At 37.9% G+C, this 12,570-nt stretch carries 11 protein-coding genes; 3 read left to right on the forward strand and 8 right to left on the reverse strand.

Features of this window, described 5'->3' with window-relative positions:
* Nucleotides 1-2: 2 nt before the first annotated feature.
* The 4 genes from DEU40_RS20610 to DEU40_RS20625 form a co-directional block, all read right to left on the reverse strand.
* Nucleotides 3-3,929, reverse strand: a complete 3,927-nt coding sequence (locus DEU40_RS20610) for a response regulator (RefSeq protein ID WP_110011585.1) — start codon at nucleotides 3,927-3,929, stop codon at nucleotides 3-5.
* A gap of 403 nt (nucleotides 3,930-4,332) precedes the next feature.
* On the reverse strand, nucleotides 4,333-5,148 hold the full coding sequence (locus tag DEU40_RS20615) for a ferritin-like domain-containing protein (RefSeq protein WP_110011586.1): 816 nt from the start codon (nucleotides 5,146-5,148) through the stop codon (nucleotides 4,333-4,335).
* A gap of 22 nt (nucleotides 5,149-5,170) precedes the next feature.
* Entirely contained in the window at nucleotides 5,171-5,881 is a 711-nt protein-coding gene (locus DEU40_RS20620) for a ferritin-like domain-containing protein (protein ID WP_110011587.1), read from the reverse strand.
* 78 nt (nucleotides 5,882-5,959) lie between these two features.
* Nucleotides 5,960-6,529: a fasciclin domain-containing protein gene (locus tag DEU40_RS20625; RefSeq protein WP_110011588.1), complete on the reverse strand. Its 570-nt coding sequence runs from the start codon at nucleotides 6,527-6,529 to the stop codon at nucleotides 5,960-5,962.
* A 401-nt stretch (nucleotides 6,530-6,930) separates the two neighbouring features.
* Between DEU40_RS20625 and DEU40_RS20630 the strand changes: the two genes are divergently transcribed.
* Together DEU40_RS20630 and DEU40_RS20635 are read left to right on the forward strand one after the other, a co-directional pair.
* Nucleotides 6,931-7,440 (forward strand): RNA polymerase sigma factor, encoded by a 510-nt coding sequence (locus tag DEU40_RS20630; protein ID WP_228406587.1) that lies wholly within the window; start codon nucleotides 6,931-6,933, stop codon nucleotides 7,438-7,440.
* 1 nt (nucleotide 7,441) lies between these two features.
* Nucleotides 7,442-8,266 (forward strand): anti-sigma factor domain-containing protein, encoded by an 825-nt coding sequence (locus DEU40_RS20635; RefSeq protein WP_110011589.1) that lies wholly within the window; start codon nucleotides 7,442-7,444, stop codon nucleotides 8,264-8,266.
* 83 nt (nucleotides 8,267-8,349) lie between these two features.
* On the opposite strand, the gene DEU40_RS20640 is transcribed toward DEU40_RS20635, so the two are convergent.
* The 3 genes from DEU40_RS20640 to DEU40_RS20650 all read right to left on the reverse strand — a co-directional run bounded on the left by DEU40_RS20640 (nucleotide 8,350) and on the right by DEU40_RS20650 (nucleotide 11,370).
* On the reverse strand, nucleotides 8,350-9,747 hold the full coding sequence (locus tag DEU40_RS20640) for an alkaline phosphatase (RefSeq protein ID WP_110011590.1): 1,398 nt from the start codon (nucleotides 9,745-9,747) through the stop codon (nucleotides 8,350-8,352).
* 78 nt (nucleotides 9,748-9,825) lie between these two features.
* On the reverse strand, nucleotides 9,826-11,028 hold the full coding sequence (locus DEU40_RS20645; RefSeq protein ID WP_110011591.1) for a GTP-binding protein: 1,203 nt from the start codon (nucleotides 11,026-11,028) through the stop codon (nucleotides 9,826-9,828).
* Between the two features lie 3 nt (nucleotides 11,029-11,031).
* Nucleotides 11,032-11,370 carry a MerC domain-containing protein gene (locus DEU40_RS20650; protein ID WP_110011592.1) on the reverse strand — a complete coding sequence of 113 codons (339 nt, stop codon included), beginning with the start codon at nucleotides 11,368-11,370 and terminating at the stop codon, nucleotides 11,032-11,034.
* Nucleotides 11,371-11,456: 86 nt separating this feature from the next.
* On the opposite strand from DEU40_RS20650, the gene DEU40_RS20655 reads away from it, so the two are divergent.
* Nucleotides 11,457-11,846, forward strand: coding sequence for a Fur family transcriptional regulator (locus DEU40_RS20655; RefSeq protein WP_110011593.1), 390 nt, complete (start codon nucleotides 11,457-11,459; stop codon nucleotides 11,844-11,846).
* 65 nt (nucleotides 11,847-11,911) lie between these two features.
* On the opposite strand, the gene DEU40_RS20660 is transcribed toward DEU40_RS20655, so the two are convergent.
* Nucleotides 11,912-12,397 carry a hypothetical protein gene (locus DEU40_RS20660; protein ID WP_110011594.1) on the reverse strand — a complete coding sequence of 162 codons (486 nt, stop codon included), beginning with the start codon at nucleotides 12,395-12,397 and terminating at the stop codon, nucleotides 11,912-11,914.
* Nucleotides 12,398-12,570 lie beyond the last annotated feature (173 nt).

The raw sequence follows: 12,570 nt of genomic DNA on the forward strand, positions 1-12,570 counted from the left end.
TTTTATTGTATTAAATTTTTAATTAATTGTAATCCTTTTGTTATTTCCCGGATCATTTCTTTTTCCATGGAGATAAAATCCATGTCGGGTTCCGCTTTACTCTCCCAGCTGGCCGTATTTTTTGTAAGTGTTACCAACCCCGCTGTTCCGGCTGTTCCTTTAAGCTTGTGAAGGATCAGTTTCAGATTAGTACTGTCTTTTTCAGCTGCGTGTTTTTTAATATCTTCTTCAGCCTGAGTAAGCTGTTGCATGACAAGATCCAGGAATATTTTTCTAAAATCTTCATCATCATCACCTATCTGTTCGTTCAGAAGATTTATATCGAGATCATTTTCTGTATCTGTGGTATTCTCGTCCGGAACATTATTCTCCTCTGGAACATTATTTTCACCAGGAATGTATTTTTTCAGTATTTCCAGCAGATCATTTTGTCTTAAAGGTTTAGGAAGGAAGTCATTCATCCCGGAATCCAGACACTTTTCCTTCTCTCCAAGTACATTACCGGCAGTGACGCCAATAATTGGGATATCAGAATATTCCGGAAGCAAACGGATTTGTTTTGTAGCTTCAATACCATCCATTACCGGCATCTGGACATCCATTAAAATGATATTGAATTTTTTTCCCTGACAAAGCTGCCATGCCTGGAGCCCATCCGTAGCTTCTGTAAGCTCCGCATCAGGAATCAATGAACCTATCATTTTATGGTTGAGAACCATGTTAACCGGATTATCGTCCACGAGTAAAACCTGTGGTGACTGCATCAAAAAGGAAGATTCGGTTTCCTGCTGTGAAATGCTGGTTACGTCTTTTTCCGTATTTTTCACAGCCCGGCTTAATGTTTTATAGAGTTCTTCTGATTTAATAGGTTTTAACAGGAAGTATGAATCGCTTTCCTGACGGAAATAATTAATCACATCATGTTCTTCAGATGAGGTATGAAGGATAATCAAAGGTGAGGATTCATTCTGCTGATTAAACAGGTCTTTGATTTTTTCTATGGTTTCCAGCCCGGAAATAATTGGCATATGGTAATCCATCAGGATAACATCAAAGCGTTCTCCCGCAAGTAAGATCTGAAGCGCCTCCATTCCATTGGCAGCCAGCTTTGAATCTATATTTTTATAAGCCAGCATGTGCTGAATAATAATCCTGTTGGCTTCATTGTCATCTACGATAAGAACCTTATTGATTGGCAGCTCTTCATCTTCATGACGGTCGGACATTTCATAAGGAACCTCTATATCAAAATAGAAGACAGAACCTTTATGAAGTTCGCTTACCAATGACAAGCTGCTTCCCATATATTTCAGAATATTATTGGAGATGGTCAATCCGAGACCTGTTCCTCCATAGCGTTTGCTGATTGAGCTGTTTTCCTGGGTAAAGGCATCGAAAATATGCTGCTGTTTTTCCTTAGGAATACCAATTCCGGTGTCTCTTACGGAAAATCTCAGGGTGATATTTTTGCTGTCCAGATTCAGTTTTTCTACTTTAAGTTCTATTTCTCCCTGTTCTGTAAATTTTACGGCATTTCCAAGAAGATTGATCAAAATCTGTTTCAGCCTTGATTCATCCAGCCAGATTGTTTCAGGAAGTCCCGGTTCTATATTCAGCAGCAATTCTATATTTTTTTTCTGCGACTGGTAAAGGATAACATTGATTACCTGACTTACCATGTCGTAAATATTGGCTTTTTCCACAATAAGATCCATTTTTCCGGATTCTACCTTAGAAAAATCAAGGATGTCATTGATGATATTCAACAGATTTTCTCCTGATTCATTAATATAGTGGAGATATTGAGTCTGTATCTCGTTCAATGGAGTTTTTAAAAGAAGGTCGGAAAAACCGATTACTCCGTTCAGCGGAGTCCGGATTTCATGGCTCATGTTGGCCAGGAATTCAGTTTTTGCTTTACTGGCAATATCTGCCATTTTCTTGGCATTTTTCAGTTCTCTGTTGATTCTTACTGAGGCTGTAATATTCTGGGCAGAAACAATAATTCCTCCTATAACATGATTGGAAAGATACCATGGTGTCACCTCTACGCTGTAATGCTGAATGATTTCTTTACCAGGAATTTCTATGGCCATGTCTTCATTCTTATAGGCCTTTCCGGCCAGTGCATCCTGATATATTTTTATTCTTTCATCCGGTACATTGGGCGATATCTTAAACATATTTTCACCAATAAGCCTGATGTCATTCATCTGAAACTCATCTTTCCAGCTTCTGCTTACAGAAACATAATTGAGATCTTTGTCAAACATGGCTACTGTAGCAGGTACGTATTTTACAAAAGACTGCAGCATAGCCTCTTTTTTAGCCAGTTCCAGGTAGATATTTTTGAAGGTATCAATATTCTGAATGATTCCGTACACTCTGGTGCATACTCCATCCTCAAATTCCGGGATCCCTTTTACCCTTACCCAGATCATCACGCTGTCATTCTGTATAAGCTGTAATTCTTCATCGTAGGGAACGCCTTCTTTTACAGCCTTTTCGAATAAAAACTCCAGCTTTTCCCTACTTTTTTCACTGTAAAAGCCCAGTGCATTTTCAAAATCGGGCTGGAAATCTCTATCTATTTTATGGATTTCCCTGGTAGACTGTGACCAAAAAACGGTATTGTTTTTCAGGTTGACTTCCCATCCACCCACCTGTGCCACAGCACTTGTCTGTTCCAGCATCTTTTTGGTTTGAACAAGGTCTTTTTCCAAACTTACTCTTTCAGTAACATTCAGGGCAGTACTTACCACATAAGGATTTCCTTCTTTGTTGATTTCCACAAGATTGTGATACATCCAGATCATTTCTTCACCTCCTTTTGTTTTCAGGATCATGGTTCCGAAATCTTCCTCGTTTTTATTGATTCTTTCGAGATATTGCTCGAGAAGGTGCCAGTTTTTTTGGGGAACAAGGTCTCTTAAATTCAATCTTTCTACTTCTTCAGAAGAATATTGCAGGGTTTCTCTTCCTTTTTCATTGACAGCAATGATATTACCTTCCATATCATGCATACTCATCAATCCTATGGCGTTTTCGAAGAAGCTTCTGAAGCGGCGTTCAGAGCTTTCCAGTTTATTCTTTTCTTCGATACGCTGGGTGATATTGATTCCGAAGCAAAAAATCTCCGAGTGGTTTTGATTGAGCTTTAAATACCATTCAATAATGATGGTTTGAGTATCATCTATCTTTGTTGAAGTCGTAAATGTAACTTCTTCATCGGTATCGGGAAGATTTTTGGAAAGCATTTGCAGCTGAGAATTGTGATTCCCTATCAGATCCATGAAATTCTGATTAATAACCTCTGCTTTATCTAATTGAAACACCTTCTCAAAAGTCGGGTTCACATCCTTCAGCACAAAATCCTTATCCAGAACACAGATCAGATTATTGGAAATGGTAAAAGTCTGCTGAAAATACTCAGCCTGGAGATTTTTCCTTTTTCCCATGAGAACTTTTGTGACTGCCTCCCCTATTTTTTTCAGGGTTGAAATCTGATCATCTGTAATTGTTTTAGGTTTGTAGTCGATAACACAGAGTGTTCCTAATACAAATCCCTCATCATCAATCAGGGGAACTCCCGCATAAAACCGGATTCCACCTGCCAGAATAATTGCGTTATCAGAAGATCTTTCGTCTAATAAAGTATCGTTGATAATAACAATATCACCACTGGCGATAGAGTATTGACATACAGTATTCTTCCTGTCTACAAAATCAAGAGCAAGCCCCACACAGCTTTGGATGGTCTGGGTTTCGCTTTCCATCATGGCAATAAGCCCTGCCGGGCAGTCTGTCACCAGACACGCTGTTTCTGCGAAAATATCTAACTGGGGGTCTTTTTCAAGATTTAAAAGACCAAAATACTCCAGTTTCTTCATTCGGCTTTCTTCATTCGCAGGAATTGGATACTTCTTCATATATTATATCAACAATTAGAGACTTTTCTTTTTTGATTATTAAAAAATGATAATCAAGGTCTTAAAGTTTATATTTTAAATATTTTTAAGCGCTTTAAATTATTATTTTAATAAGTAAACCAAATTACGAAATAATTTTGTATTCTATTACAGTAAATATGTTAATAAAGCTATATGTGTATTTATTTTAAATTAGCTTACGTGAATTCTGTATTTATATTGAAATAACGAGCATTATGAAAATAAAAGCACCATAAGTGAATATGGTACTTAAAAGATGAATCGGGATGAATATAAGATGTTGATTATGTGTTTTCTTAAGGCCTGAGGATTGATTTAGAAAAAAGTCCATTCCCTGAAAATACGGAAATGGACTCACCACTTATCATCATCCAAATCACAACTATACTATGAACAGGGAAGCAATGGCTTGTGCATCGCTGCCGCTTAAAATTTCGTCGTAGGCTGCAGAACCTGCTGCGGCACCAAATAAAGTTCCGGTATTATAACCTGCCTGGTTGGTATTTTCTTCTCCTGCGTAAACCGGATTGGTGGCGGAGGGCATACTTCCTCCGTTGGCAAGCTCAATCCATCCTTTATTCGCTCGCATTCTTCTTACCTGTGAGGCATGTCTGGCTTCAACGGAGTGAATCTGTAACGCTGCCTGCAGAACCACTTTGTTGGACATCACATTTCCTGCCTGCCCTTTGTAAGCTCTCACTCCGGTATCTTCAAAAGCCTGCGCAAGGATAAGAAACTGGTTATAATCTGTAAAAGGCATAAAGTTTCCGCCGGCTGTAAAATCAAAAATAGGTTTATTTCCGGGAGTTGTTCCTAAAGAAGTCAGTGTACTTTTCAAAAAACTTACATGAGCCGATTCATGCTTTGAAATCTGCATAAAGACGGTTCTGTCTCCATTGGGAATCAGTCCCGGGGTTGACAATCCTATGCTGTAATATTCATTTTCAAGATATTCCAGTACCAGCGCCAGTTGTAAAGCATCTGTAAGGGTACTTTTTAAAGCAGTACCTGTTAATGCTGTTTTGGTAGTTTCTGCTTTGGCAGGAGTGGCCATCATAGCACCCAAACCAAGGGGTACAGCTGCTGTAGCTGCTTTTTTCCCTAATAATGAAATATCAGTAATCGTTTCTAATCTTGATGCTTCCTTGGTGAAAAATTTATCATCAGAAAGTTTATCCAGTAATCTAAGAATATTCATAATGTGAGTTTTTAGGTTGATGTTAGTTGATTCCTCTTTCTTTCCAGGTAAATGGTGTTTTGATAAATGCTCCGGCAGCCATTACGATATCTTTCGGCTCTTTGGCAAGATCAAGTCCGTTGGCATCGATCACATCATCTCCTGAAAAATCTGCAGATCCGGGATTGATTAAATTTCTGATAGCAGAAGCATGTCTGGCTTCCACAGAAACTATTTTACCGGCAATAACGAGATAAGCCGGATTGGAAATGTATTTTCCTGCTCCATTGTAAGCTGCAACACCGGTATCTTCCAGTGCCTTTGCTGTAGCCAGTACTGAATTTCTATCATTAAAATTCACATTCGGATACTGGAATTCAAGCTTGGGAAGCACATGATCTGTCGCACCACTAATGGCAACTTTGAAAAAATCCCTGTGAATCACCTCATGATGATAGAGGTCTGTAAAAATCTCTTTTTCAATACTTGAAATTCCTGTATAAAAATTGTTGACCACTTTCGTATAAAAATCTGCTTCAAGCTGTTCCAAAGCATAGGCATAATTTAATACTCCTACATCTCCGGTTCCAAGATCATACTTTGATTCTTCTATAATCTGGAAGTCATCATCATCATTACATCCGATGATGGTAAGGCCTGCAATAGCCAATCCTACTCCACTTAGTTTTAAAAAGCTTCTTCTGCTGGTATCAAGGGTTGCACCCTGATTAGAAACCTGAATTGTTTTTTTCATAGTATTTATTTTTAGTGTTGGATAAATAAGAGATAAAAACAGCACATTGGAATATGCTGTTTGAAATCTTGGAATTTGTTATGGCATCAATACTGTATCGATTACATGAATCACTCCATTAGACTGATTCACATCAGCAATCGTTACTTTGGCGCTGTTTCCTTTTGCGTCTTTTATGTAAAGATTTTTACCTTTTGTCCAGAATGTAAGATCTTCACCCTGTACAGTTTTCATCATGCTTTTTCCGTTTCCTGCTTTTACAGCGGCCCATATTTCTTTAGCGCTATATCTTCCTGGAAGAACATGATAGGTTAAAATAGAAGTAAGCATCGCTTTATTTTCAGGTTTTACAAGGTTTTCTACGGTACCTTTCGGAAGTTTGGCAAAGGCTGCATCCGTAGGTGCTAATACTGTAAAAGGTCCCGCACCCTGTAATGTTTCTACCAGGCCGGCAGCTTTTACTGCAGCGACAAGGGTTTTGTGATCCTTTGAGTTGACAGCGTTTTCAATAATGTTCTTAGAAGGATACATAGGAGCTCCCCCTACCATTACTGTTTTTTCTTTCATCGTTTGTGCAGTTACCTTCCCACTGAATGCAAATGATAGAGCTACCATTGCTAGAACTGTGATTTTTGATTGTGTGTTCATTGTAGTTATTTTTTTTGTTAATTATATTTAATTCGTGCTTTTAATGTCATTTACGAGGTTGGTTTTATTTTAGATTGAAAAAAAAATAAATTTATTTTAACATATTGATTTTCAGTCTATTAATTTTAAATCCATAGTGATTTTATAATACTTTCGATTTTTAAAAACCGTTTTTTAAACCAATTCTGAGGTACAATAATGATATTCTCAATAGGATTATTCTATAGCTTTACAGGTTAGAATTTCTGATATTGAATATTTTTCAATGATTTATATAAAATTGTGTACGAAATAAAAGATGTGTTAGATTTTATTGTCTATGTGTTTTATTTTATTACATTTGGAAAGAAAAAATAAAAGCTATTAAAACAACCTATTCTGAAGAGGAGCTTATCGTTTTATTGAAAGAGAAAAACGAAACTGGTTTTCATTATCTGTATGACCACTATTCCGGTGCGTTGTACGGGATTATTCTTCGTATCGTTCAGTCTAAGGAATATACCGAAGAAGTTATTCAGGATGTTTTTGTTAAAATATGGAATTCTATCCATCAGTATGATGCTTCCAAAGGGAGGTTTTATACCTGGATCATCAATATTGCCAGGAATACAGCCATTGATTATTTAAAATCAAAAGCTTTCCAGAATGAGCTTAAAAACCAAGCACTTCCGGATTTCGTATATAATACTGCAGAGCTTTCAACGACTAATCATTCTTCCGATTATATCGGATTTAACAACGTGCTGGAAGGTCTGGAAACAGATAAACAGGAGCTCATCGACCTTGCTTATTATCAGGGATATACCCAACATGAAATATCAGAAAAGCTGAAGATACCGCTGGGAACGGTAAAAACGAAAATGCGGAATGCGCTGATGAAATTAAAGGATTTGCTAAAAGATTATCAATAAATTGAACACTAAAGAATACATATCATCCGGAATTATAGAATCTTATATTCTTGGCCATGCTTCTCCTGAGGAAGCAGGGATTTTGGAGTGTGTGATGAAGAATAATGCTGAAGTAAAAGAAGCTTTTGAAGAAGCACAGAAAACTTTGGAACATCTTGCTACAGCTCAGGCTGTAACACCTCCAGATGATTTGAAATCGAAGATCTGGAACAAAATTCAGCAGGAACAGGTGGTTGAAGAAATAACTCCTGCTCTTTCACCAGATATTCCTGAAGTAGGAAGACAGGCCGAAAATAATACAGACAGAAAGGTGATTCAGAGAAGCACTCCCTGGAAAACCTATGCTATAGCAGCTTCGGTATTATTTCTGGTAAGTGTTGCCGGAAATGTATTCTGGATGAACAGCCAGTCTGCCAGCCAAAAAGAAATAGCTTTAATGATAGCTGATAAAAAGCAGAAGGATCAGGCTATGGAAAAAATGAACCGAAAGATGGATATGATTTCCAATCCCGATATGCAGATGGTGATGCTGAAGGGCGTAGAGAAGCACACAGACGCCAAAGCAATGGTTTTCTGGGATAAAAAAACAAAAGAAGTGTATCTGAATGCGGAAAAACTTCCTAAAGCTCCCGAAGGAATGCAGTATCAGCTTTGGGCCATAGAAGATGGAAAACCGATCAATGCAGGAATGTACACTGAAGATAAAGACAGCAAAATTGCTTTGGCCAATATTCCCAAAGCGCAGGCTTTTGCCATTACACTTGAAAAAGCAGGTGGAAGTAATGTTCCTACTATGGAAAATATGTTTGTAATGGGGGAAATCTAAACCCCTGTTGATACAAAACAAGGCGGACACAATCAATCCGCCTCGTATCTCCCAAATAATTAAATATGAAAAAATATGAATGTCTATACCAGACAGGCCTTCAGCATCAGATCGTGAAGGTCTGTATTTTTAATAAATGGCTGTAAAAGTTCATTTCCGGGGCCGTAAGCAGCGACTTCCACGTAATCTCCAGAATGATCCATGCTGATCCATCCTACGGAATTTCTGCTTTTCTGAATTTCTGAATACAGTTTAAAAGGCAGTTTCTTGTAATTATAAAGTCCCGCTTCCTCTTTTTCAAGACCATTGTAGAAACTTAGCATATGCCTGGCTTCATCGTCACTCAGAGTAATCTTGTTGCCTTCATAAATCCAGTCTTTAATATCTTTTACCGAATCATCTTTGTTAATCTTGTTCAGAATGTATTCATTGGTGTATTTGTATTCTGCAATGCTGTTAAAATGTGTAGTAGCCTCTGCCCCGTAAATAGTTCCCGGATTAGCATTTCCATGGTCTGTAGTGATTATGACTAAAGTATTTCCGTCTTTTTCAGCAAAATCCATGACTGTTTTCACCGCTTCATCAAGTGCCAGCTGATCATGGATGAGTGCTGCTACGTCATTGGCATGGGCAGACCAGTCTACTTTTCCGGCCTCGATCTGAAGAACAAAACCTTCGGGATGATCTTTCATCTGACGGATAGCAGTATTGGCCATTTCAGCAAGAGTGGGTGTGTTTTTATATTCCGGAAGATGTGTTCTGTCGATGCTGTAAGGCAATGCTCCTGTATTGAAAATACCTAGCAGCTTCTCTCCTTCTTTGATTTCTTTCAGGTCATTTTGTGTTTTCAGAATTCTGTATCCTTTTTTGCTGTAAACAGAATAGAGGTCTTTTTTGTCTTCTCTTTTGGAGGGATTAAAAAATTCGTCTCCACCACCTAAGAGCACATCGAGTTCAAGCTCGGCGTACATTTCAGCAATTTGGGGTTCAGCATTTCTTTTCGAAGAATTTACACAGAATCCGGCAGGAGTAGCATGAGTAATGGTTACAGTAGTCACGCAGCCTGCTTTCTTTCCTGCTTTTTTATATTGCTGCCATATCGGAAGATGTTTCTCTCCGTTAGCTCCGATGTTTAAAACTCCGTTTTTCACTCTGATTCCCCCTCCAAAGGCCGAACTTGCGGCAGCAGAATCTGTCACAACAGAACTTGCTGAAGCGGTGTCCATCAAAGCACGGGTTACCTTTTTATCATGATACAGATTAAGCCAGTTACTTCCCTTTCCTAAAATATTCCGTGAATACAGATCTGCCATTGAAAGCGTTCCAAGGCTCATCCCGTCACTGATCATAAAAATAATATTCTTAGCTTTTCCTTTCCTGTGCAGTTCGGTATTCTTCCCGAAGCTCCAGAGATCAGATGGCGATAAGGTTAATAATCCTGAAAGTATTGCAGATCCTTTTAGAAATTTTCTTCTGTCCATATTGTTTTTGAAATAATGCCGAAAGTTATTATATTTAATTCTTTATCGTAACTTTGTTGCATTAATTAAAAGTTAATTTTAAATATTCTTTGGGAACGGATCCTCGAAACTTAGTTTCTTATCGAATTGTTCCTCTTCTTTTTCATTAATAAGACATTGCTGAAGATCTGCCAGCATCTGATCTTTGTCCAGATTCTGCCCGATAAACACCAGTTCATTGATCCTGTCGCCCCAGTTTTTATCCCATCTGCTTTCTATAAACTTCTGATTATCTGAAAATGAAGAATACTGAACCCTGTGACTCATCGGCATGCTGCACCACCAGACTCCTGCTTTTTCAAGTCTGAAAGAACCTCCTGCCTGAGAAAAATTCAATGCATCATCAGGTCTTGAAGCCAGCCAGAACAGGCCTTTTGCTCTGATGGTTCCTTCCGGATAATGATGGTTCAGATATTCCCAGAGTCTTATGGGATGGAAGGGCTTTTTATCTCTGAAAACCAGTGAACTTATTCCATATTCTTCAGTTTCCGGGGTGTGATGATCAGCCTGTAATTCTTTTTGCCAGCCAGCGGATGACTGTGCTTTTTCGAAATCAAAAAGCTGTGTATTCAAAATCTTTTGAGGATCAATTTTTCCAAACTCTGATTGTAAAAGGATTGCCTCCGGATTTAACTTCCTGATTGCTGCTTTTAAAAAGCCAAGTGTCTCAGTATTGATAAGATCTGTTTTGTTTAAAATAATCACATTGGCAAATTCAATCTGATCGGTCAGAAGATTAACAATCGTTCTGTAGTCGCCTTCCATATCAGTAAGATCGCGGTCCATCAGTAGTTCATTAGATCCAAAATCTTTCATGAAATTGAAACAATCGACCACCGTTACCATTGTATCTACATAGCTGAAACGGGAAAGATCTATTCCGCTCTCTTCATCAATATAAGTAAAGGTCTGGGCTACAGGAATCGGTTCACTGATTCCCGTACTTTCAATAAGGAGGTAATCAAAACGGTTTTCACTGGCAAGACGTTCTACTTCTACCATAAGATCTTCACGAAGTGTACAGCAGATGCATCCGTTACTCATTTCTACCAGTTTTTCTTCAGTTCTTGAAAGCGTATTTTGATTTTCAACAAGGCGTGCGTCGATATTAATTTCGCTCATATCGTTCACTATCACAGCTACTTTTAAACCTTGTTTGTTATGCAGAATATGATTCAGTAGTGTCGTTTTACCCGCTCCCAGAAAGCCGCTGAGTACCGTTACAGGAAGTTTCTTAGTCATGTTTTAATGTTTATGATTTTTAAAATTGATGATATGACCTGTAATCAAACCGACAGCTCCGATATAGATCAGAGGAAGATGAACTTCAAACAGAAAATCTGTCAATATAGAAATGAAAATAAGGCTTAATGATATCCAGAACAGAAACTTCAGCCACCGGTTTTCCATTTTCTTTGTTATTCTGAATACCACAACGGCTCCTATAAAAAGGAAAACCAGATCAATATAAGGATTATGGGAGATTCCCAATGGAACAATTAATAACAGTGGAAAGACAATACAATGAATCAGGCATAAAACAGCAGCGGAGATTCCTACAGCATCAAGAATTTTTGATTTCATAATAGTATGGATTAATTTTCTTATCGTAACTTTGTTGCAAAAGTAGAAATAAAAATTCAAATAACGCAACTTTGTTGCATTAAAATATGAAACAGGTCAGAAATACTCACGCCAAAACTGAAATTTTAAACCTTATTAATAGTTCGGATGTTGCCCTTACCCATTCTGATATTCAGAAGAAACTTGGAGATCTGTGCAACAGAGTAACCATTTACAGGGTTCTGGAAAGGCTTGAAAATGAAGGTGCGATACATAAGATCGTCAATATTGATGGTGTAGTGAATTTTGCAAAGTGCAGTGGAAAATGTACCCATGAACAGCATTTTCATAATCATGTTCATTTCAACTGTAAGGAATGTCATTCCGTGACGTGTATTGAAAACGCTATTCCGGAAATCAGTCTGCCGGAGCATTTTATCGCACAGGAATATAATTTTATCATCAGCGGGATATGCCCGAAATGTGCCGATGCTTAAAAAGTAAAAAGGCAGAAAAGCGAATATGCTGATCTGCCTTTTATTGTATTGAAATATAAATTCTGTTATAAAGAAGAAATATAGACTTCTATCTTGGTACCATCATAATTGAAGGTTCCGTCAGAATTCTTTTTACCCAGTACCCATTTCATATCTACAGGTACATTCCATGCTGATCCTAATGAAAAACCGTTAACAGAACGGATTTCATTACCATTTCCCGTAGTAATAGCCGAATGAAAGAATGTTTTGTCGATAAGCCTGTAAAAACCAATGGCTTTTCCTGCCGGAATAGGGGTATATCCATCCCACTTTTCTCCCGCCGGATAATTGAACAAGGTTAACCATTTTTGTCCTGCCGATTCTGCAAGCTGAGCAGGACTTATGCTGGCACCACGCATATATAATGCATAAGCAACCACATCATGACATACTCCACTGTTGTATTTCGAAATGTTCTCTTTCCCAGAGAGAATAGCGTGAGCAACGGGTGCTCTTTCAGATAGGGATAGCTGAGCCTTCCTGGCTCCTTCCGGTGTTATAAATGACATATTGTAATATTTTGTTTGGTGACGTAAAGATACGTCTTTAAAATTTAATCACTTATGTTAGAAAATATTTTAAGTTTCGGCTCCTATGTTTGCAAAAGAATAAATTTACATACAAAGCAAAAGGGGTGAGAGAACAGTTTTGGCTAAATAACTCAGGAAGTATATTGTGCTTT

Source organism: Chryseobacterium sp. AG844 (assembly GCF_003182335.1).
Taxonomy (GTDB): Bacteria; Bacteroidota; Bacteroidia; order Flavobacteriales; family Weeksellaceae; genus Chryseobacterium; species Chryseobacterium cupriresistens.